The following is a 22396-nucleotide window of genomic DNA, read 5'->3' as shown; positions in this document are numbered from 1 at the left end:
ATCCCTCCGTTGAAAGCGACTATATAGTAATACTAATTATCCAACAACACTTCCAAACAGGCGAAATTTGGCTTATGTTACGCCAGAATCAGAACAATATAGTCATACAATAAGAGAATCGATCATGTCTGATAAGAAACCCAACCTGCGCTCCGCCCAATGGTTTGGCACCGCCGACAAGAACGGCTTCATGTACCGCAGCTGGATGAAGAATCAGGGCATCGCCGACCACCAGTTCCACGGCAAGCCGATCATCGGCATCTGCAATACCTGGTCGGAACTGACCCCGTGCAACGCGCATTTCCGCCAGATCGCGGAGCACGTCAAACGCGGGGTGATCGAGGCCGGTGGTTTTCCGGTGGAATTCCCGGTGTTCTCCAACGGCGAATCGAACCTGCGCCCCACCGCCATGCTCACGCGTAACCTGGCGAGCATGGACGTTGAAGAAGCGATTCGTGGCAACCCGATTGATGGCGTGGTCCTGCTGACCGGCTGCGACAAAACCACCCCGGCGCTGTTGATGGGCGCGGCCAGTTGCGACGTGCCGGCGATCGTCGTCACCGGAGGGCCGATGCTCAACGGCAAGCACAAGGGCCAGGATATTGGCTCGGGCACCGTGGTCTGGCAGCTCAGCGAACAAGTGAAAGCCGGCACCATCACCATCGACGATTTCCTCGCGGCCGAGGGCGGCATGTCCCGTTCGGCCGGCACCTGCAACACCATGGGCACGGCGTCGACCATGGCCTGCATGGCTGAAGCACTGGGCACGTCCCTGCCCCACAACGCGGCGATTCCCGCGGTGGATGCGCGGCGTTATGTGTTGGCGCATATGTCCGGCATGCGCGCAGTGGAGATGGTCCGTGAAGATTTGCGGCTGTCGAAGATCCTTACCAAGGAAGCCTTCGAAAACGCCATCCGTGTGAACGCCGCCATCGGCGGTTCGACCAACGCAGTGATCCACTTGAAAGCCATCGCCGGTCGTATCGGCGTCGAACTGGACCTCGATGACTGGACCCGCATCGGTCGCGGCATGCCGACCATCGTCGACCTGCAACCGTCCGGCCGCTTTCTGATGGAAGAGTTCTACTACGCCGGCGGCCTGCCAGCCGTGCTGCGCCGCCTCGGCGAAGCCAATCTGATTCCGAACCCGAACGCCTTGACCGTCAACGGCAAGACCCTCGGCGAGAACACCAAGGACGCGCCGATCTACGGCCAGGACGAAGTGATCCGCACCCTCGACAACCCGATCCGCGCCGACGGCGGCATCTGCGTATTGCGCGGTAACCTCGCCCCCCTCGGCGCAGTGCTCAAGCCGTCCGCGGCCAGCGCCGAACTGATGCAGCATCGCGGGCGTGCAGTGGTGTTCGAGAACTTCGACATGTACAAGGCGCGGATCAACGACCCGGAACTGGACGTCGATGCCAACTCGATTCTGGTGATGAAGAACTGCGGGCCGAAGGGTTACCCGGGCATGGCCGAAGTCGGCAACATGGGCTTGCCGGCCAAACTGCTTGCCCAAGGCGTGACGGACATGGTGCGTATTTCAGACGCACGCATGAGCGGCACGGCGTATGGCACGGTGGTTTTGCACGTGGCCCCGGAAGCGGCAGCCGGCGGGCCTCTGGCGACGGTGAAGGAAGGCGACTGGATCGAGCTGGACTGCGCCAACGGGCGTTTGCACCTGGACATCCCGGACGCTGAACTGGCGGCGCGCATGGCGGATCTGCAACCGCCGCAGCAATTGATCGTGGGCGGTTATCGCCAGCTGTACATCGACCATGTGCTGCAAGCGGATCAGGGCTGCGATTTCGACTTCCTGGTCGGCTGCCGCGGCTCCGAAGTGCCCCGCCACTCCCACTAGCCCCACCATCCCTCTGTAGGAGTGAGCCTGCTCGCGATGGCGGTCGAACATTCAACATTGATGTTGACTGAACGACCGCCATCGCGAGCAGGCTCACTCCTACATTGGCTCTTCATCTGATTCAGGACCGGGTCCGCGCCTGTTATCATGCGCGACACCCCATCGCACAGGATCGCGCCGTTCCCCATGGATTACCGCAAACCCTCCGACCGCAAAAGCATGCACTCGCGCATCGTCCAGGAATTGGGCATGCAGATCGTTTCCGGGCGCTTCAAACCGTGTGACAAACTGCCCGCCGAAGCGCTGCTGTGCGAGGAGTACGCGGTCAGCCGCCCGGTGCTGCGCGAAGCCACCCGCGTGCTGGTTGCCAAAGGCCTGGTGTATTCCCGTCCGCGAGTCGGCACCGTGGTCAAGCAGCGCAAGGAATGGCACATGCTCGATCCGGATGTGCTGCACTGGCTGATGCAAAGCAGCCCGCAAAATGAATTCTTCGATTTGCTGACCAGTGTGCGCAGCATCATCGAACCCGCTGCCGCCGCCCTCGCCGCGCAGTTCGCGACCGACGCGGACATCGCCTCCATCGGTGAAGCCTATCAACGCATGGAAGCCGCGCCGACACCTGAAGCGCTGTTGCAGCCGGACCTGGACTTTCACAGCCGCATCGCCGATGCGACCCACAACGATCTGCTGGCCAACCTGTGCAACATGCTGTCGGTGGCGATTGCTGAAGCGCTGAAGCATTCCAACCAGCGGCCGAACCTGCATGAACTGGCGCTGCCTCGGCACAAGGCGATTCTCACGGCGATCGAGAACCGTGATGCGCTGGGTGCGCGTCATGCCACTCTCGTGCAGCTGGATGATGCGCGCAGTGCGCTGAACGTCGTGCTCGGCACCGATCCCTCATAACCGCCATCGAACATTGTGGGAGCGGGCTTGCCCGCGATGGCGGCGGCACATTCAACATATGTATCGACTGACACTCCGTAATCGCGGGCAAGCCCGCTCCCACAGGGGTTTGGTGTGAAACTCGGGACGTAAAAAAGCCGCAACCTGGGTTGCGGCTTTTTTGTTTCAGCCAGGGATCAGTGAGCGAACAACGAGTTGCCCTTCTGCCCCGCCAGTTTCTCCGGCTTGATCAGGAACCGCGCCAGTGCTGGCAGCAGCCACAGCGCGCCGAACATGTTCCAGAGCAACATGAAGGTCAGCATCAGGCCCATGTCGGCCTGGAACTTGATGGCCGAGAAGATCCAGGTGCACACGCCGATCGCCAGGCACAGGCCGGTGAACAGCACGGCTTTACCGGTGGATTTCAGCGTCTGGTAGTAGGCCTCTTGCAATGGCAGGCCTGCACGCAGGAAGCTTTCCAGACGGCTATAGATGTAGATGCCGTAGTCCACGCCAATCCCCACACCCAGCGCCACCACCGGCAGGGTCGCGACTTTCACGCCGATGCCCATGAAGGCCATCAGGGCGTTACCGAGTACCGAGGTCAGCACCAGCGGCAGCACGATGCACAAGGTCGCCGCCCACGAACGGAAGGTGATCATGCACATGGTCGCGACGCAGATGTAGACGAGGATCAGGATGGTCAGCTCGGACTCCTTGATCACCTCGTTGGTGGCCGCCTCGATGCCGGCGTTACCCGCCGCGAGGATGAATTCCAGGCCGTCCTTGTTGTTCTCCTTGGCGAAGTCCTGCACCGCATGCACCGCGCGATCCAGCGTTGCAGCCTTGTGGTCATTGAGGAACACCAGCACCGGCGCCAGGGAGCAACTGTTGTTGTACAAGCCATCGGCACGGGCAATGGAGTTGTTCAGGACGTCAGGGTTGCGCGACAGGGTTTCCCATTTCAGGTTGCCTTCGTTCATGCCCTTGATCATCTGCTTGGACACGGTCACCAGGGAAATCGCCGACTGCACGCCCTCGGTGTTCTGCATCTTCCACATCAGCTCGTCGATCGGCGCCATGGCTTCGTAGCGCGAGCAGCCTTCGGACTTGGTCTTGACCATCACCACCAACACGTCGGAACTGGTGGAGTAGTTGCTGATGATGAAGTTGTTGTCCTTGTTGTAGCGCGAGTCCGGACGAAGCTCCGGAGCACCCTGGTCAAGGTCGCCGATCTTCAGGTTTTGGCTGTACCAGAGGCCGCCACCGAAGGCCAGCAACGCCAGGACGATCGACACCGGGGCGACTTTCGGGCTGGCGAAGCCCGACAGCAGGCGCCAGAACGGGTGTTCGCGGTGTGCGTCCTTCTTGCTGCGTTCGACGGCGCGCTTGCTGATGCCGACGTAGGAGATTGCGACCGGCAGCAGGATCAGGTTGGTGAACACGATCACCGCCACGCCAATGGAGGCGCCGATGGCCAGTTCGCGAATCACACCGATGTCGATGATCAACAGCGTGATAAAGCCCACCGCGTCCGCGAGGATCGCGATCATCCCCGGCAGGAACAGCTGACGGAACGTGCGCCGCGCGGCGGTCAAGGCGTTGTCGGCTTCGCTGGACTGCAAGGCGATCCCGTTGATCTTCTGCACGCCGTGGGAAATACCGATCGCGAAGATCAGGAACGGCACCAGCATGGAATACGGATCAAGCCCGAAGCCAAAGAAGTGCATCAACCCCAGCTGCCAGACCACCGCCACCAGCGTCGTACTCAACACCGCCACGGTGCTGCGCATGCAGTTGGTGAACCAGTACAGCAGGATCAGGGTGATGATGAAGGCGACGCCGAAGAACATCACCACCATGACCAGGCCATCGATCAGGTCGCCGACTTTCTTGGCGAAACCGACGATGTGGATCTGCACGTTAGGGTTCTGCGCTTCAAACTTGTCGCGGATCTTATCTTCCAGCTCGTGGGAGAACTTGCGGTAGTCCAGCGCCAGCAACTTGCCCTGGTCCTGCGGGTCCGGGTAGGACTCCAGCAGCGGGATGTCGACGATGCTCGACTTGAAGTCGTTGGCCACCAGACGCCCGACCTGGCCGGACTTGAGTACGTTGTTGCGCAGCAGGTCGAGGCTTTGCTGGGAGCCGTTATAGCTCTGCGGGATCACTTCGCCACCGGCGAAGCCTTCCTCCGTCACCTCGGTCCAGCGCACGCTCGGGCTCCAAAGCGACTTGAGGCCGGAACGGTCGACGCCGGAAATGTAGAACACTTCGTCGTTGATCTGACGCAGGGTCTCCATGTATTCCTTGGAGAAGATGTCGCCGTCGGTGGCTTCAACGGAAATGCGCACGGTGTTGCCCAGATTCGCCAGATCGTTGCGGTGCTCCATCATCTTTTGAATGAATGGATGCTCGAGCGGGATCATTTTTTCGAAGCTGGTGGACGGCCGGATCAGCGTGGCCTGCCAGAACAGGAAGATGCTGACCAGCAGGCAGATGACGATCACTGCCGGGCGGTTGTTGAAAATCAGGCGCTCAAGAAACGTCGCCTTGTCTTGATGATGACTGCTCAAGGATGTCATAGACCCGCCTTCTTATTATTTGCCCGGCTCATTTGGACGACCCGTTTTTGCCATTCTCTGCGCTGGCGCCGGTTAGCGAGGTGACGCGAACGCCGCCCTGTCCTGCCAGGATCAGATTGCCGTTACCTGCCGCAGTGACCGCCGAGACGGAAATACGATCCGGGCGGTTGAACACGCTGAAGGTTTCGCCATTGTCATTGCTGCGGATCACCGAGCCGCCGTTGCCGACGATCACGATGGAGCCGTCGTCGAGCAACGTTGCGCCGGACAACCCGAACTCCAGCGCACCGCGGGCAGCCTTGAGCTCGACCGGCTCCCAGGTGGTGCCGAAATCGGTGGAGCGAAACAGATTGCCGCGCAGCCCGTAGGCCAGCAGCGTGTTGGCCTGAGCCGTGCCGATCACACCGAACAGCGAACCTTCGTATGGGCCTTCAAGCTTTTCCCAGGTCTGGCCCCAGTCGGCGGAGCGGAACATGCTGCCCTGTTCACCGACGATGAACAGCCCTGCATCCTTGACCGCCGCAATGCCGTTGAGGTGGTACTGGTCTTCATTGTCCAGCCGATCGCTGACATCTTCCCAGTGCTTGCCGCCGTCGGTGGTGGCCATCAACGCACCGTAAGCGCCCACGGCAAAGCCGCTGTTGACGTCCTGGAACCAGACGTCGAGCAGCGGCGATTCGCGTTTCAATTCTTCGAATTGCTTGGTCCAGGTGGCGCCACCGTCCTCGCTGGCGAGGATTTGTGCGTCATGGCCGACGGCCCAGCCGTGTTTGTCATCAACAAAGAATACCGATGTCAGCAGTTGCCGGGTTGGCACCTTGGCCTGGGTCCAGGTTGCGCCCTGGTCATCGGAATACAGAATGTGCCCGCGATCACCAACCGCCACCAGGCGCTTGCCGGCGTGCGCGACGTCGAGCATCAGGCTCTTGCTGGCTTTGGCAGATTCAACGGCATACACAATGTCGGACGCTGGCGCCGCAGCGGCCAACGCAGGTGCCGACAGCACGGCACAACCCAACAGCGAGAGCGCTGTGGCCAGCAACGCGAACTTGCGTAATGCCGGCGGGCGGCAAATACCCACACCCATGACAGGCTCACTCATAAACCTTCCCCCATTATTATTGTTAGGTCATTCAACCTTTCAGGGCGCCGTAAGGGGTGCTCATCGGGATTGCCTGTTCTGGAGCATAGTCCTGAAATGCGCAATCTAGAGCCCCTTCGGAAGCTGGCTTATCCTATCGGGGTTTGGAAAGGTCTGACAATCGACGCCACGTTATGTTTTGTTAACTGGAGGGGTATGGGGTTTGGGTGAATGATTGGGTATCCGGTGGGGTGATCCGGGTTTGTCTGGTGTTCGGTGTACATATCCGTTTCTTCGGTAACGGCTACTTATGGTTTCGCTCTTACAGCGACTCACTTTTCCAGACGCCGAAAAGTAAGCAAAAGGCTTCGCCCCGGCGTACGGCGCCTCGCTGAGGCTCCGCGTTCCCTCGCTACGGTGTCCATCAGGGGGCATCGCCTACGGTCTGCTTCGCGACGACCTCCTCTCGATGTGTGCGGCTTCGCCGCACGGCGCTACGCGCCTAACCCCCTGATGAACACCTACGCTCGGCCTGCCGAAGGGGCGAAAGATCAAGATCAAGATCAAGATCAACGTCAAAAGCCAAAGCCAAAGCCAAAGCCAAAGCCAAAGCCAAAGCCAAAGCCAAAGCCAAAGCCAAAGCCAAAGCCACAGCCACAGCCACAGCCACAGCCACAGCCACAGCCACAGCCACAGCCACAGCCACAGCCACAGCCACAGCCACCTACCACTTGTAGGGGTGAGCCTGCTCGCGATGGCGGTGTGTCAGACGAAGCAATTTTGATTAAACCACCCCCATCGCGAGCAGGCTCACTCCCACAAAAAGAAGATCAGCGTACACCTGCTTCTCACCACTCATCAGGTCGAGCGTTAGCTCGCCTACAGCTCTTGATCTTGATCCACCCGCCCCTTTCGGGAGGCTGAGTGGAGGTGTTCATCCGGGGAGTGGCGCGTAGCGCCGTTCGACGCAGTCGAACACGCTGCATGTAGGTCGTCGCGAAGCAGACCGGAGGGCAGTGTCCCCGGATGGATACCGGAGCGAAGGAACGCCGAGCCTTAGCGAGGGGCCGGACGCTTGGGGCGAGACCTTTTGGTTCCTTTTGGGGCGTTTGCCAAAAGGGACTCGCCGTAAGGGCGAAACCATAAGCAGCCGTTACCGCAGAAATGGATATGTACACCTGAAAGAGACTAGTCGGCTGTCAGGCCGCTATCGCAGGCAAGCCAGCTCCCACAGGGCCCCAACGAACCCTGAGGGAGCATCGCCAGACTCAAGCCAGGCTCTTGCTGACCACCTCAAACACATCGCTGGACAACTGACCCGAAGCACGAATCCGCTCCAGCTCGCCTTTCATCAACGCCTGACGCGCGTCGTCGTATTTGCGCCAGCGAGTCAGCGGCGCCAGTTGGCGAGAGGCGATCTGCGGGTTAAACCCGTTCAACTCGATCACCAGATCCGCCAGGAAACGATACCCCGAACCGTCCGCCGCATGGAAGTTGATCAGGTTCTGCCCGGCAAACGCACCGACCAGCGCCCGCACCTTGTTCGGGTTCTTGATGTTGAACGCCGGATGCTCCATCAACTGACGAACACGTTCCAGACCACCCGGCAACGTGCTGCCCGCCTGGACACTGAACCATTGATCCATGACCAGCGGATTGTCCTTGAAGTGCTCGGCAAAACTCGCCAGCGCCAAGGCCTTCTGCTCTTCAAACGGCGAATTGACCAACACCGCCAGCGCCGTCAGGCGTTCGGTCATATTGTCGCTGGTCTCGAACTGTTCAAGCGTCGCCACCAACACTTCCGGCTTGCCGCTGAGCATCAGGTACGACAACGCGATGTTCTGCAAGGCGCGACGGGCGAAATGCTCCGCCTCGGCCACATACGGGGTTTTCTTCGACAGATCGCGATTGGCCTGATAACGCAGCCACAACGCCTCGAACAAACCTTCAGCCAATTGCTTGCGGGCAAACTCGCGAGCGATATGGATGGCATCGACGTCAGCCACTTCGCTGATTTCAGTCAGGTAAGCCTCGCCCGGCAGCGAAAGCATTTCCGCAACCATCGCCTGGTCCAGCGTCTCGTCGGACAGCACGGTGCGCAAGGCAGAAAGCAGACGCTGATCCAGCACCAATTTCTCGCCCTTCTGCTGCTGAGTGATCAGCTCCTGCAACACCTGAACCGACAGTTGCTGACCGGCATCCCAGCGATTGAAACCGTCGCTGTCGTGCTGCATCAGGAACATCAGTTGATCGCGGTTGTACGGGAAGCTCAGTTTCACCGGCGCCGAGAAGCCGCGCAGCAACGACGGCAGCGGCTGTTCAGCGATGTCGACGAAGGTGAAAGTCTGCTCGGCTTCGGTCACCGAAATGACCCGCGAAGTGCCCTGAGCGCGGTCTTCACCGGACAGACGCAACGCAATGGCCGCCCCTTTCGAGTCCAGTAAGCCCAACTCCACAGGAATCACGAACGGCAGTTTTTCCCCCTTGTCCGGGGTCGCCGGGCAGCTCTGGCGGAAGGTCAGGCTGTACGTTTTCGCGGCGGAATCGTAAGACTCGCTTACCGCCAGACGCGGCGTGCCGGCCTGGCTATACCAGCGTTTGAACTGGGTCAGGTCGACACCGTTGGCATCTTCCATGGCTTTGATGAAGTCATCGCAGGTCACGGCCTGGCCGTCATGGCGCTCGAAGTACAGGTCGCTGCCTTTGCGGAAGCCTTCGGCGCCGAGCAAGGTGTGGATCATGCCGACCACTTCCGAACCCTTTTCGTACACGGTCAGGGTGTAGAAGTTGGAAATTTCGATGAAGCTGTCCGGGCGCACGGCGTGAGCCATGGGACCTGCGTCTTCAGCGAACTGGTGAGTACGCAGGTAAGCCACGTCCTGGATGCGTTTCACGGTGGCCGAGTTCATGTCGGCGGAGAAACCCGAGTCGCGGAACACGGTGAAGCCTTCTTTCAGCGACAACTGGAACCAGTCGCGACAGGTCACGCGGTTGCCCGACCAGTTGTGGAAGTATTCGTGAGCGACGATCGCTTCGACACGCTGGTGCGCAGCGTCGGTGGCGGTTTCGGCGCGAGCCAGCACGGCGCTGGAGTTGAAGATGTTGAGGCCCTTGTTCTCCATGGCGCCCATGTTGAAGTCGTTGACCGCGACAATCATGAAGATGTCCAGATCGTACTCGCGACCGTAGACCTCTTCGTCCCAGCGCATCGATTTCTTCAGGCTGTTCATCGCGTGCTGGCACTTGTCGATGTTTTCCGGCTCGACGTAAATGCGCAGCGCCACGGAGCGTTCGCTCATGGTGGTGAAGGTATCTTCGACACACCACAAGTCACCGGCCACCAGCGCGAACAGGTACGCCGGTTTCTTGAACGGGTCTTCCCAGGTCGCCCAGTGCCGGCCGTCTTCGCCAGGACCTGAGGCAATCGGGTTGCCGTTGGACAGCAACACCGGGTAGCTGTGCTGCTCGGCGACGACCGTGGTGGTGAACGTGCTCATCACGTCCGGGCGGTCGAGGTAATAGGTGATCTTGCGGAAGCCTTCGGCCTCGCACTGGGTGCAGAACATCGTGCCGGATTTGTACAGGCCTTCCAGGGCGGTGTTGGTTTCCGGGTGGATCTTGACGCTGGTATCGACCGTAAAGGTGGTGCTGGTCGGGTGCAGGGTCAGGTGATTTTCCGTCAGTTGATAATCAGCATCGCTCAGCTCGCGGTCAGCCAGGGTGACCGACAGCAGCTCAAGTTGCTGGCCATCCAGCACCAGCGGCGGCAGGCCCGGGCCACGCTCGGGATTGCGGCGCATCACCAGTTGCGCATGGACCAGGCTGTGGTCCTCGAACAACTCGAAGGTCAGGTGCGTCTCGTCGATCAGGTACTCGGGCGCCTGATAGTCCTTCAGGTAAATCATCTTCGGTTGTTCGGTGCGCATGCTGGAGTCCTTACTGATGCACGGCGAGCTGATAAGCCGTGTATTTACGAATATTGATGACGCCGGTGTCGAAAATCAGGTATTGGCCCTTGATCCCCAACAGCGTGCCTTCGGCAATCGGATTCTTGTCCAGGTTGAAGCTGACGATTTTGGCCGGGTATTGCTCGACCGGATAGCGGATTTCGAGGACATCTACATCGGCAATAGTCTGGATCGCTTGTAGGCCGAATCGTTCCTGCAAGCCTTGCAACCCTTCGGCGCAGCTGTCGAACAACTGATCGCGAACCTCGGCCAGGTTCACCGACACCGCATCGCCCTTGAGTAAAGCACGCCAGTTGGTCTTGTCCGCCACCTGACTGCGGAACAGGTCTTCGACAAACCCCGATTGCTGGCGGGTCGAGACGCGCATGATCGGCAACGCCTGACGGGCGCCCTGGTCGATCCAGCGAGTCGGCAGCTGGGTGGCGCGGGTAATCCCGACCTTCACCCCGGATGAATTCGACAGATACACAATGTGATCGGTCATGCAGAACTTCTCGCCCCACTCCGGCTCCCGGCACGTGCCCGCGTCGTAGTGGCAACGCTCCGGACTCATGATGCAGAGGTCACACTGCGCCAGTTTGGTCATGCACGGGTAGCAATAACCCTGGCTGAAACTGGTTTTGGTCTTGCGCCCGCAATGGGAGCAATGGATCGCCCCCAGATACTCCAGACGCACCGTGGTGCCGATCAATGGATTGACCGGCACCTCGACGTCATCCAGACGAAACGCGTACTGCACGTCCGGCCCGTCAAGGCGCGCCGACATTTTGCTGATTGCACCGCGGCCAATCTCAATCAATGGACGGCATCCGATTTGAACAGGATATTCGGCACGCTGATCGATTTCGAACTGCATTCCTGCGGGCCCATGTAGCCGGTACGCTCTTCCTCGGGCAGGTTCTGGATTTCCCAGGCGATCATCGCTTGCAACGACAGTTCGCGTTGCTCGGCGGTGAGTTTGCCACCGTCGGACCATTTGCCGATTTCCACCGCCAGTTTCAGGCTCTGGTAGATATCGTGGGTGATGTTCTGGATCATTTCGTTAAAAGAGGACATCAAGGGCTCCGCTCTTTAATACATAACTGATTAGACGGCCAGTTTACGGCGGTTGTACAAACCACCCAACAAACCGGTCAAGCATCCGACGAGCAACCCGCTGACATGGGCCGCGTTGGCGATTTCACCGAAACCGATCATCGAGACCAGCCCCGACAGGCACAGCACCAGCCACACCAGCATCATCACCAGCACGCCGCGCGGCAGGCGGTAAGCCGGGTTCGGCGACAACAACTGGAAAATCCAGCAATGCCCGAGCAGGCCATACAGCACGCCGGACAATCCGCCAAACAGGGTCGGGCCGCTGAAAACAAACTGGGCGTAGTTCGACACCAGGCTGAAGAGCAAGGTCAGGCCGATCAGGTTGATGCTGCCCTGGCGCGACTCGATGCGCCGCCCCAGCTCCCAATACCACATGCCGTTCATGGCCAGGTGCAGGATGCCGAAGTGGATCAGCATTGGCGTCACCAGGCGCCACCACTGCCCCGCCGCCAGGCTGTCAGCCAAGGGCACAAAGTGGATGTACTCGCCGACGATGCGAAAATCGAGGAAGGTCAGCCAGCGCAGCGTGTCGAGGTTTTCGCCCAGCAGCGTCACCGCACCGACAATCAGGCTCAGCAACAACACCAGCCCGGTTGCCTTGGCATGCCGCAACTGCTCGACGAAACCGGGCCGTTTGGTGGTTTGCGCGACGGGAATGTCCAGCTGCTGATCAGGGTCGCCCGCAGGGAAACGTTCATATAAGGAACGCACGTCTTCGCTGATATTGGCCGGCACCCACAGCACCTGCTCGCCCGATTCTTCGCTGACCCGATGCGGCACCTGCATGCGTTGCAGCAGTTTGACGAACCCGCTCAAATCCACCGCCAGCGGCAGACGTAAAACGGCAACCGCACTCATTGCAACACCTCCGGCCGCTCGACATCGACCCAGACAAATTTGTGGGGATCGAGACGGGTTTCCTGATCCAGGCGATAGGCGACCAGTTTGCCGTAGAGCACCGCACTGTAATCCAGGCAGGCCAGGTTCGGACGGATCGGTGCCGGTTTGCCGCTGCGCCAGTAATGGCCGACGAACAACATCGGCTCATCGACTCCATAACGCAGCAAGGTATTTTTTTCGGTGGACGACAGGGGCGTCTGGGCCACGGGTTCGGGCAAGGCGTCAGGTTGGAACACGATGTCTCCGTAGGTTTGCGGGTCATCTTCCCAGAATTTGGTGCGGAAGAACGAACGCGTCAGGCCATCGCCGCTGGTCATGGTCAGCCCGTGGGGCAGACGCATGTCGGTGCCGCGCAGCAAGCGATCGAACACGGTGCAGGCGAAACTGCCCGGCACGGCCGAGGCCTGGAGGAAATGTTCGTCGACGCAGCCATCGGGGAACAGCGCGCGCAGCGGCTCGATCAGGCCGGAATCCCAGCAGGCGTGCACCACGCGGAAACGTCCGGCATCCACGAACAATGGCAATTCGTAGAACCATTGCTGGAAGTCATGCCAGTCGCCGGGATGATTTTCAAATTGCGTCAGGGTTTCACCCAGCAGGCGCGCGTGACGTGGCGTGTGTTCGCGCACGAACTGCTTGCCGCTGCCCGGCGGCGCCGGTGTGGCCCAGCCGAGGGCGTTGAATTCATGGTTGCCCATGATGCACAGCGCCTGACCGGCCTCAACCATGTCGTGGACGATGTGCAGCGCCTCGCGAATCCGCGGGCCGCGGTCGATGATGTCACCGACGAACACCGCCATACGCGATGGATGCCGCCAGACGCCACCTTGTTTGTGATAACCGAGCCGGTCGAGCAAGTGCTCAAGGGTCAGAGCGCAACCGTGCACGTCACCGATCAGGTCGTAGCTACGCGCGGGATCGAGCATCAGTCGCCTCCACCACCCAACCGACTGCCCCAGCCGAGCTTAGTCCGGCAGACCTCATAGTAGTTGTGGTCGAGCGGGTGAATCAGCCGCAGTTTCTGGGCTTTTTTGCTGATGGTGATGGTGTCGCCCGGCGCGCAGGTGAAATGGTTCTGCCCATCACAGGAGACTTGCGGGTAAATCTGCATATCTTTGGACACAACGATTTTCAGCTCACTGTTGCCATCGACCACAATCGGCCTGCCCGACAAGGTATGGGGGTACATCGGCACAATCACAATAGCGTCGAGCTTGGGATGCATGATCGGCCCGCCCGCCGACAGCGCGTAGGCGGTCGAACCGGTGGGCGTGGCGACGATCAGGCCGTCGGCCTTCTGGCTGCAGACGAACTGGCCGTCGATGTACAGCTCGAATTCGATCATCCGCGTCGATTTGCCCGGGTGCAGGACCACGTCGTTCAGCGCGTCGCCCTGGCCGATGGCCTCGGCGTGGCGGCGGACTTCGGCTTGCAGCAGGAAGCGATTTTCCACCAGGTAGTGGCCGTCGAGCACTTCGGCGACTTTGACTTCCAGTTCATCCGGGCGAATATCGGTCAGGAAACCGAGGCTGCCGCGGTTGATGCCGAGCACCGGAATATTGTGTCGGGCCAGGGCACGCGCGGCGCCAAGCAGGCTACCGTCACCGCCGACCACAATCACCATGTCACATACTTCGCCGAGCATCTTGCGTGACGAGGTTTGCAGGCCATGACCGGGCAGGACTTCGGCGATGGTGTCTTCGAGGATCACGTGCAGGTGACGATCAAGCAGAAACCGTTTCAGTCGGCGGACGGTATCCAGCACCTGCGAACTGCCCAGGCGACCGATGATGCCGATATTACGAAATTGCTCCATGGGGTTCCTGCGCGACGGTGAAAAACACGATTATGGGCGAAAGCGCAGGATAGACAAAATCCTTTCAGCCACAAGGGAGTACTCATGTTTAGGGCTATGCTCGCAAGATGATCCTATTTCCCGATTTGCTCCAGTTACCCCACCAGTTGCGCCACCCCGAAGTGCGCGACCTGGCCTGGGTCATCCTCGCGCCGCCGATGCTCGACATCACCCCGTGGCCGCAACGCCATCCGCTGGCCGGCAGTGACTGGGTACAGGCACCTGAACAGCTGGAACGATGGCTGAAGCAACTCGACCGCGACAGTTATGACCTGCTGCACTGGCTGGCACAGGCCAGGACCCGGCGACTGGGCTTGTATTACGAACGCTTGTGGCAATACGCCGTGCGCCATGCACCGGGTATCGAGCTGATTGCCGCCAACATGCCGATCCGCCGCGAAGGCCACACGCTGGGTGAGCTGGACATCCTGTTGCGCGATCGCGACGGTGTGCACCACCTGGAACTGGCGATCAAACTGTATCTGGGCCCGCAGAATGGCGACGGACGCGACACGGCGCAGTGGCTGGGGCCGGGTTGCCATGATCGGCTGGATCGAAAACTGGCGCACCTGACCCAGCATCAATTGCCGATTTCCGCTCGCCCGGAGAGCCGTGAGGTGCTGGCGGCGCTGGATATTCGGCAGTTCAGCGCGCATCTGTGGCTGGGCGGCTATCTGTTGTATCCGTGGCCAGGACAAGCCGAACCGCCCAACGGCGCGCATCCGCAGCATTTGCGTGGCAGCTGGCTGCATCAGAAGGACTGGGCGGACTTTGTCGTGCAGCGCCCGTTCGGCCGCTGGCAACCCCTGCCCCGCCATGCGTGGCTGGCGCCGGCGCATTACCCGGTGGAACAGACCTGGAACACTGAGCAGTTGGAGGCATGGTTCAGTGATCTGGAGCCTTTGGCCCCGGCGCAGTTGATGGTGCGCCTGATCGAGAATGCGCAGGGGGATTGGGAGGAAGCGGAGCGGTTGTTCCTGGTGGCGGATCTTTGGCCGAATGTGCCGGGTAGTGGCTGAGATTTGTAGCGTCTACGCCGGCCTCTTCGCGGGCAAGCCTCGCTCCTACAAGATTTATGTCGAATGCAAATTCGGCGAACGACACAAAAACTGTAGGAGCGAGGCTTGCCCGCGAAGAAGCCAACCCGGTCTAGATGGACAAACGCAACGCCAACGCCGCCAACGTCACCAACAAAACCGGCACCGTCAACACCACCCCGACCTTGAAGTAATACCCCCAGCCAATCCGGATATTCTTGCGCTGCAGCACATGCAGCCACAACAAGGTCGCCAGGCTGCCAATTGGCGTAATCTTCGGCCCCAGATCGCTGCCAATGACGTTGGCATAAATCATTGCTTCCTTAACAACACCGGTGGCCTGGCTTGCATCGATCGACAGTAAACCAATCAGCACCGTCGGCAAGTTGTTCATCATCGACGACAACAGTGCCGTCAGCACGCCCGTGCCCATGGCCGCGCCCCAAATGCCGTAATGGGCGAACCCGTCGAGCCACCCGGCCAGATACCCGGTGAGCCCGGCATTGCGCAGGCCATACACCACCAGGTACATGCCCAACGAGAAAATCACGATCTGCCACGGCGCTTCTTTCATCACCTTGCGCGTGGAAATCTTGTGGCCCCGGGCGGCGATCGCCAGCAGCAACGCCGCGCACACCGCGGAAATGGCGCTGATCGGAATGCCCAACGGCTCGAGGGCAAAGCAGCCGAGCAGAAGAATCACCAGCACCACCCAACCGGCATAAAACGTCGCCTTGTCGTGGATCGCGGTCGCCGGATGCTCCAGTTGTTCGGGGTCGTAATCCTTGGGGATGTCACGGCGAAAAAACCACATCAGCATCGCCAGCGTGGCGGCGACGCTGACGAAGTTGACCGGAATCATCACCGCAGCATAACGATTGAAGGTGATATTGAAGAAGTCTGCCGAGACGATGTTCACCAGGTTCGACACCACCAACGGCAGGCTCGCGGTGTCGGCGATGAAACCGGCGCCCATCACGAACGCCAACGTCGCCGCCGGGGAAAAGCGCAACGCCAGCAGCATGGAAATCACAATCGGCGTCAGAATAAGCGCCGCACCGTCATTGGCGAACAACGCCGACACCAGCGCCCCGAGCAGCACCATATAAGCGAAGAGTTTGCGCCCGCTGCCCTTTCCCCAACGGGCCACATGCAGCGCAGCCCAGGCAAAGAACCCCGCCTCGTCCAGCAGCAGACTGATGATGATCAGCGCCACGAAGGTGCCGGTGGCATTCCAGATGATCTGCCACACAATCGGGATATCAGCCAGGTGCACTACCCCGAAAATCAGCGCAAGCACAGCGCCGAATGCTGCACTCCAGCCTACGCCCAGGCCTTTGGGTTGCCAGATCACCAGGGTGATGGTCAGGAGAAAAATCAGCGACGCTATGAGCATGCGAAACAGCCTTAAAAGACCAAGCGGGGATTAGCAGCAGCGTACCGGGCGATCACCCATGGCCTGCAAACGGTGGACATCCGTGGCTAGCCACTCTGCGTGATCGGCCAGTGCGCCCTGTAACAGAGTGATCACCCATGGCGATAACTCCGGGTGCAGGCGATAAAAAACCCACTGCCCCTGGCGACGGTCTGCCAGTAGGCCATTGGCGCGCAATTGCGCCAGATGACGGGAGATCTTGGGTTGGCTGAGGTTCAGCCCGGCCGTCAATTCACACACGCACAACTCGCCTTCGCGAGCGATCAACAGTGCGATACGGCTGCGGGTATCATCGGCCAGGGCTTTGAAAATATCGACGGGACTGCGGGAGCTGGACATGCGGGAACACGCCTCTGGACAAACGAGGCGTGAATATATGGAATTTCGAATATTCAGTAAAGCAAAGACTGAAATACCCGGACTCTGTAGTAGCGCCCTGTGGCGAGGGGATTTATCCCCGTTCGGCTGCGAAGCAGTCGTAAAACCTGAACGTACGGTCTATCTGATGCACCGCGTTGCTTGATTTAGCGACTGCTTCGCAGCCGAACGGGGATAAATCCCCTCGCCACAAGGCAGCTGCTACAAGGGATGTCCTGCGCTTAGGTCACACCTTCTTATGCTGTTCGACCCATTTGCCATAAGCATCAATAAACTTCTGCAAGAACGGCCGTACCGACTCGGACAGTTTCCCCGCCTCATCAAACGCCGATCCGGCACCGCTCAGATAGGCTTCCGGCTGCTGCATGCACGGCACATCCAGAAACACCATCGACTGACGCAAGTGATGGTTGGCCCCAAACCCGCCGACAGCGCCCGGCGAAACGCTGATCACCGCCCCTGGTTTGCCGCTCCAGGCGCTCTTGCCATACGGACGCGATCCCACGTCAATCGCATTCTTCAGCGGCGCCGGGACCGAACGGTTGTATTCAGGGGTAACGAACAGCACTGCGTCGGATGAACTCACTTGTTGTCGGAAACTGCTGTAGGCTGCCGGCGGTGAAGCTCCATCGATGTCTTCGTTGTAGAGCGGCAGATCGCCTATTTCGACGATGGTGAGCTTGAGATTGGCAGGCGCCAGGTCGGCCAGGGCCAGCGCAACCTTGCGGTTGATCGATTCCTTTCTCAAGCTGCCGACCAGTACGGCGATCGTGTAGACGTTGCTCATGGAAGATTCTCGACTGTTCGATGGAAAGACTTGTAGTTATAGATGACGAATCACCCAGTGGGCTGTTGAATTCACGCCCCTGACTATTTTTTTCCTGTAGGAAAACTTACTTCGCTTAACCACGGTCTACAGAACCGCAAATTGAGTGATTTATCTCCAGAGGTTCTAAGCAGATGGCAGCAGTACTCGTCGGTCAGTTCCATGCAAGAGACGCGGAAGGCCGCGTTTATTCCGTGCATGAGTTCCAGGAATCCACCCCCTCGCATGACGGCCTCACTGGCTCGGCGCCTGTGACCACCTACAAACTGGCCATTGGCGATCGCGTCAATAAGCTCGACGACAACCAGTTCCTGCTGGTGCAATCGAACATCACCATCGTGCGCGAGCCCGACACCTATGTCGGCAGCCGGCCGGAAATCACCACCGCCTCATAACCCCGCGTTATGAGCAGAAGTCATATGCGCGCACTTGAGTTAGGATTCAGTCACTGACTCCCTCACCTGCTGAACATGGACTTCACGCATGCGTTTACGTCATATCGAAGTGATCCACGCGCTGTTGCAGACCGGTCACCTGGGCACCGCCGCCGAATGGCTGCAGTTGCCGGTGGCCGAGGTCGAAGGCATTTTGCGCGACGCCGAGGATCAGTTGGGTTTCATGCTGTTTTCCAGCGTGCGTGGACGTCTGCAGGCTACGCGCGAGGCGCGGGAGCTTCAGGTTGAAATCGCCCACGTCTACGACGCCCTTGAGCCGGTCCAGCGCCTGGCCAGTAGCCTCAAGCAATATCAGGCGCACCCGCTGCGCATCATTTGCACCCCGCCTCTGGCACAACAATTGTTGCCCCATAGCATCGCGGCCCTGCGCCGACGCCTTCCCGATGCGCCTTGCACCCTGCTGAGCCAACCCACCCGCGAGATCGTCAGAAGCCTACTGCTGCGTGAAAGCGATCTGGGGCTGAGCCTGCATGATCCCGACCATGCCGACATTCATTGCCAGGTGATTGCCCAAGGCAAGCTCCAGCTGTTGGCGCCCCATGGCTGGCTGCAACCCAAGCAGAAGTACATTTCGTTGCAGGATCTGGCTGGCCAGTCGATGGTTGGCCTGGAAGGTCATGATCCGCTGAGCCCGGCGCTCGACAACAAACTGCATGCCTTGCGCCCTGCCCCGGTTATCCAGACGCGGGTGCAGACTCATCAGATGATGCGCAGCATGGTCGAGGCCGGCGAAGGCCTGGCGATTGTCGACCCGTTCACCGCCCTCGGTGCCAAATCGAGCGGCCTGGATGCCTGCCCTCTGGCGCCTGCGGTGCCGATCAGCCTCTATGCCCTGACCCTGAAGAACGGCGAGCCCATGCCGGCCGTTCAGGTGCTGCTGGACATCCTCACGGAACAAGCCGCGGCGATGTTGTCGAGCTGAGCGGGTTTTCCAGCGGATTATCGAACAGGCGATACCAGAACAGCGCCACTTCAGCCGTGTTCGGGTCAATGCCGCGATAACGCAGATGATCGATCCCGCCCACCACAAAACCGCAGCGTTCATACAGTCGACAGGCGCCCAGATTATTGTTCTGGGTCTCGAGCATGATGCCCGGCAGTTTCTTCTTGCGACTCCAGAACTGCGCCACGTCCAGCAACGCCTTGGCCACACCGTGACGGCGCGCCGGCGCATGCACGGCCAACTCGTCGATATGGGCAAAGCCGTTCCAGTTGGTGCTGACCACCAGATGACCGACGGGCTCGTCATCGAGATAGGCCATGAACACCGCACTGTCGGCGGCATCGCGGAAACTGCTGAACTCCTCGGGATCAATGCCATAGCACTTTCGATAAGGGGTGATCGGCGTTACCCGCCACTGCTCCACCGGCTTGCCGATTTCGGCGGCGCCATAGGCCGCAACTTCAAAACTGAAATCGCTGCCCCAGATATAAGGCGCAAAACCCTCATCGGCGACACGCACCGAGAGGCCTGGGTATTTGGGATTCATGATCGGTTGCATGCTGGGAAAGGTCCTCATTCCTTGATGCAATCAACGGTGTAATGCCGTCCATTGCCCTCATCTTCGTGTTGCAGTCCGTGCACATCAGCGACAAACCCGGGGAAGCTACTGTCGAACGTGCGAGCAAACGACAGGTAATCGATGATCGACCGCGTCGACTCGGTGAACCGCTCACCCGGCATGATCAGCGGGATGCCGGGTGGATACGGCACCAGCATCACCGCGGCAATTCGCCCCTCCAGGGCATCGATCGACACCGCCTCCACTTCACCACGCACCAAGTAATCATAGGCGTCAGCCGGCTTCATGGCGATTTCCGGCAACACGGTGTACATGCGTTTAAGGTGTTTGGCCGTGGCATTGCTGCGATAACAGGCGTGCAGTTGATCGCACAAATCCCGCAACCCCATGCCCTGATAACGCGCGACGTTCTGTTGCGCCACACAGGGGAGGCACGTCGACAGGCTGACGTTGGCGTCGTAACTGCGCTTGAACTCCAGCAACTCGGTCAGCAACGTGCTCCATTTGCCCTTGGTAATGCCCATCGAGAACAGCACCAGGAATGAATACAGGCCGGTCTTTTCGACCACCAGCCCGCGCTCCCAAAGGAACTTGCTGACCACCGCCGCCGGAATCCCGCGCTCGCTCAGTGCACCACCCGCGGTCAGGCCAGGCATGACCAGGGTGACCTTGATCGGATCGAGCAACACGTAATCATCGGTCACGCCGCCGAAGCCATGCCAGTCTGCGTCGGGCTGCAGCAGCCAGTCTTCGGTCACCACACAGTCGATGCCTTCCACCGAGGGCGGCTGCCAGATGGAGAACCACCAGTCATCGGCGGCTATGTGCTGGCGCAGATTGGCCAGGGCCCGGCGAAAACTCAGGGCTTCGTCGAACATTTCCTGCAACAGCGAACGCCCGGCCGGGCCTTCCATCATTGCCGATGCGACATCCAGCGATGCGATGATGCTGTACTGCGGCGACGTCGAGATATGCATCATGAACGCTTCATTGAAGCGGTCGCGGTCCAGTTGCCGCGCGCCGCCATCCTGGACATGAATCATCGAGGCCTGGCTGAACGCGGCCAACAGTTTGTGCGTGGAATGTGTGGTGAACACCAGCGGGCTGTCTTCGCTACGAGACGTGCCCATGCCGTAACGCCCGGCGAAGAACTCGTGGAACGCCGCGTAGGCATACCAGGCCTCGTCGAAATGCAGGACCTCGACGCTGTTGCCCAGTTGCTGCTTGATCAACTCGGCGTTGTAACAGAGGCCGTCGTAGGTCGAATTGGTCACCACTGCCAACTTGACCTTGGGCTCACGACCCTGGGTCAGCGGGCTGGCGTCGATCTTCGCCTGAATCGATTCGCGGCTGAATTCGCTCAGCGGAATCGGACCGATGATCCCCAGTTCATTACGCTCCGGGCACAGGTACAACGGGATCGCGCCGGTCATGATGATCGAGTGCAACACCGACTTGTGGCAGTTGCGGTCCACCAGCACCAGATCGTCGCGAGCGACCATGGAATGCCAGACGATCTTGTTGGCGGTCGAGGTGCCATTAATCACGAAAAACGTGTGATCAGCGCCGAAATTGCGGGCGGCCCTGGCTTCCGCCTCGGCTAGCGGGCCGGTGTGATCGAGCAAGGAGCCCAGTTCCGGCACGGATACCGACAGGTCCGAGCGCAGGGTGTTTTCCCCGAAAAACTGGTGAAACGCCTGACCGACCGGACTCTTGTGATACGCCACACCGCCGCCATGACCGGGTGTGTGCCAGGAATAGTTGGAATCGGCAGTGTGTTGCACCAGCGCCTTGAAAAAAGGCGGAAGCAAACCATCAAGGTATTTACGGGCCGCCCGGGCCACTTGCCGCGCCAGAAAGGGCACGGTGTCTTCGAACAGATAGAGAATGCCGCGCAGTTGATTGAGCTCGGCCATGGCATCGGCCGGGGCGTTTTCCAGCGTGACCTGTTCGCCCAGTGCAAAGATCGGCAAGTCCGGCGCACGCACCCGCGCCAGGCCGATCAGCTCAGCCATATTGTGTAACAAATGAGAATGGGCGCTGGCGTCTTCGGCGGCTATCAACATGCAGGAAAGCCCGTGATGGGTCGAAGCGACCAGCCGTCCTTCGGTGTAATCCACCGCCGAAACGATGCTGAAGCCTTCCTGCTCCAGCTCCCGGGCGATGCCACGCACGCGGTCACCGGCGACGGTGTCGGCCTTGATGTCGCGGTGTACGATCAAGACCGGGAATTTCAAATCTTTATACATGAGGCTCAGTGTCCTGAGGCTGCAGACCGTGGCCTGCCAATATGCTCAGGGTAGAGGGTTGAAGCGGATGTGGCGAGCTTCGATGCCCTGAAGCGGGTCAATGAGTGCACCATCATGTGGCCATCAATCTTGATCTGAAATGAAGATGTTGGGCTCAACAAATGACCTTTGATGAGCGAGCTTTTGTGGCGAGGGGACTTGCCCCCGTTGGGCTGCGAAGCGGCCCCCTGCATTCTTTCAGATGCACAGAGTTTGCAGGATTG

The 22396-nt window shown here is 59.8% G+C and carries 18 protein-coding genes; 5 read left to right on the top strand and 13 right to left on the bottom strand.

The features are described from left to right. The first annotated feature begins 124 nt into the window (after positions 1 to 124). Both ACIQV9_RS01730 and ACIQV9_RS01725 read left to right on the top strand, forming a co-directional pair. Positions 125 to 1861 (top strand): IlvD/Edd family dehydratase, encoded by a 1737-nt coding sequence (locus ACIQV9_RS01730; RefSeq protein WP_403097319.1) that lies wholly within the window; start codon positions 125 to 127, stop codon positions 1859 to 1861. A gap of 186 nt (positions 1862 to 2047) precedes the next feature. After that, positions 2048 to 2767, top strand: coding sequence for a FadR/GntR family transcriptional regulator (locus ACIQV9_RS01725; protein WP_094467649.1), 720 nt, complete (start codon positions 2048 to 2050; stop codon positions 2765 to 2767). Between the two features lie 176 nt (positions 2768 to 2943). Here ACIQV9_RS01725 and ACIQV9_RS01720 read toward each other — a convergent pair whose 3' ends face one another. The 8 genes from ACIQV9_RS01720 to ACIQV9_RS01685 form a co-directional block, all read right to left on the bottom strand. Beyond that, positions 2944 to 5328 carry an RND family transporter gene (locus ACIQV9_RS01720; RefSeq protein ID WP_403097316.1) on the bottom strand — a complete coding sequence of 795 codons (2385 nt, stop codon included), beginning with the start codon at positions 5326 to 5328 and terminating at the stop codon, positions 2944 to 2946. 28 nt (positions 5329 to 5356) lie between these two features. Further along, the gene (locus ACIQV9_RS01715) at positions 5357 to 6430 is read right to left on the bottom strand and encodes a WD40/YVTN/BNR-like repeat-containing protein (protein WP_403097314.1); all 1074 of its coding nucleotides are present in this window, start codon (positions 6428 to 6430) and stop codon (positions 5357 to 5359) included. Positions 6431 to 7677: 1247 nt separating this feature from the next. Further along, a complete protein-coding gene (gene pepN, locus ACIQV9_RS01710; protein ID WP_403097311.1) occupies positions 7678 to 10335 on the bottom strand; it encodes an aminopeptidase N in 2658 nt (885 codons plus the stop codon). Positions 10336 to 10345: 10 nt separating this feature from the next. After that, positions 10346 to 11176: a DUF2797 domain-containing protein gene (locus ACIQV9_RS01705; protein ID WP_403097309.1), complete on the bottom strand. Its 831-nt coding sequence runs from the start codon at positions 11174 to 11176 to the stop codon at positions 10346 to 10348. Beyond that, positions 11173 to 11433: a YeaC family protein gene (locus ACIQV9_RS01700; RefSeq protein ID WP_403097306.1), complete on the bottom strand. Its 261-nt coding sequence runs from the start codon at positions 11431 to 11433 to the stop codon at positions 11173 to 11175. The genes ACIQV9_RS01705 and ACIQV9_RS01700 overlap by 4 nt, the downstream gene beginning before the upstream one ends. 30 nt (positions 11434 to 11463) lie before the next feature. Beyond that, positions 11464 to 12333 carry a rhomboid family intramembrane serine protease gene (locus tag ACIQV9_RS01695; RefSeq protein ID WP_403097303.1) on the bottom strand — a complete coding sequence of 290 codons (870 nt, stop codon included), beginning with the start codon at positions 12331 to 12333 and terminating at the stop codon, positions 11464 to 11466. Beyond that, positions 12330 to 13304, bottom strand: a complete 975-nt coding sequence (locus ACIQV9_RS01690; RefSeq protein WP_403097646.1) for a metallophosphoesterase — start codon at positions 13302 to 13304, stop codon at positions 12330 to 12332. The genes ACIQV9_RS01695 and ACIQV9_RS01690 overlap by 4 nt, the downstream gene beginning before the upstream one ends. Beyond that, complete coding sequence (locus ACIQV9_RS01685; RefSeq protein ID WP_010459816.1) at positions 13301 to 14191, bottom strand: NAD(+) kinase; 891 nt, start codon at positions 14189 to 14191, stop codon at positions 13301 to 13303. The genes ACIQV9_RS01690 and ACIQV9_RS01685 overlap by 4 nt, the downstream gene beginning before the upstream one ends. A gap of 107 nt (positions 14192 to 14298) precedes the next feature. Between ACIQV9_RS01685 and ACIQV9_RS01680 the strand changes: the two genes are divergently transcribed. Next, on the top strand, positions 14299 to 15249 hold the full coding sequence (locus ACIQV9_RS01680; RefSeq protein ID WP_403097301.1) for a DUF1853 family protein: 951 nt from the start codon (positions 14299 to 14301) through the stop codon (positions 15247 to 15249). 130 nt (positions 15250 to 15379) lie between these two features. Here the strand turns inward: ACIQV9_RS01680 and ACIQV9_RS01675 are convergent, their stop codons facing one another. From ACIQV9_RS01675 to ACIQV9_RS01665, 3 genes are all read right to left on the bottom strand, one after another. Beyond that, a complete protein-coding gene (locus ACIQV9_RS01675; protein WP_403097298.1) occupies positions 15380 to 16663 on the bottom strand; it encodes an arsenic transporter in 1284 nt (427 codons plus the stop codon). A gap of 30 nt (positions 16664 to 16693) precedes the next feature. Then, positions 16694 to 17041, bottom strand: a complete 348-nt coding sequence (locus tag ACIQV9_RS01670) for a metalloregulator ArsR/SmtB family transcription factor (RefSeq protein WP_403097296.1) — start codon at positions 17039 to 17041, stop codon at positions 16694 to 16696. A gap of 265 nt (positions 17042 to 17306) precedes the next feature. Beyond that, entirely contained in the window at positions 17307 to 17867 is a 561-nt protein-coding gene (locus tag ACIQV9_RS01665; protein ID WP_403097293.1) for an NADPH-dependent FMN reductase, read from the bottom strand. Between the two features lie 173 nt (positions 17868 to 18040). Between ACIQV9_RS01665 and ACIQV9_RS01660 the strand changes: the two genes are divergently transcribed. Together ACIQV9_RS01660 and ACIQV9_RS01655 are read left to right on the top strand one after the other, a co-directional pair. After that, entirely contained in the window at positions 18041 to 18301 is a 261-nt protein-coding gene (locus tag ACIQV9_RS01660) for a hypothetical protein (RefSeq protein WP_094467661.1), read from the top strand. Positions 18302 to 18389: 88 nt separating this feature from the next. Next, on the top strand, positions 18390 to 19283 hold the full coding sequence (locus tag ACIQV9_RS01655) for a LysR family transcriptional regulator (RefSeq protein WP_403097289.1): 894 nt from the start codon (positions 18390 to 18392) through the stop codon (positions 19281 to 19283). Here the strand turns inward: ACIQV9_RS01655 and ACIQV9_RS01650 are convergent. Continuing rightward, positions 19249 to 19863, bottom strand: coding sequence for a GNAT family N-acetyltransferase (locus ACIQV9_RS01650; RefSeq protein WP_403097287.1), 615 nt, complete (start codon positions 19861 to 19863; stop codon positions 19249 to 19251). The genes ACIQV9_RS01655 and ACIQV9_RS01650 overlap by 35 nt on opposite strands. A 14-nt stretch (positions 19864 to 19877) precedes the next feature. After that, positions 19878 to 22133, bottom strand: a complete 2256-nt coding sequence (locus tag ACIQV9_RS01645) for an Orn/Lys/Arg decarboxylase N-terminal domain-containing protein (RefSeq protein ID WP_403097285.1) — start codon at positions 22131 to 22133, stop codon at positions 19878 to 19880. Positions 22134 to 22396 lie beyond the last annotated feature (263 nt).

This window comes from Pseudomonas sp. NPDC099000, from assembly GCF_044759925.1.
Taxonomy (GTDB): Bacteria; Pseudomonadota; Gammaproteobacteria; order Pseudomonadales; family Pseudomonadaceae; genus Aquipseudomonas.
The sequence above is the reverse complement of the archived record's forward strand: the minus strand, read 5'-3'. Positions and strand labels throughout refer to the sequence as shown.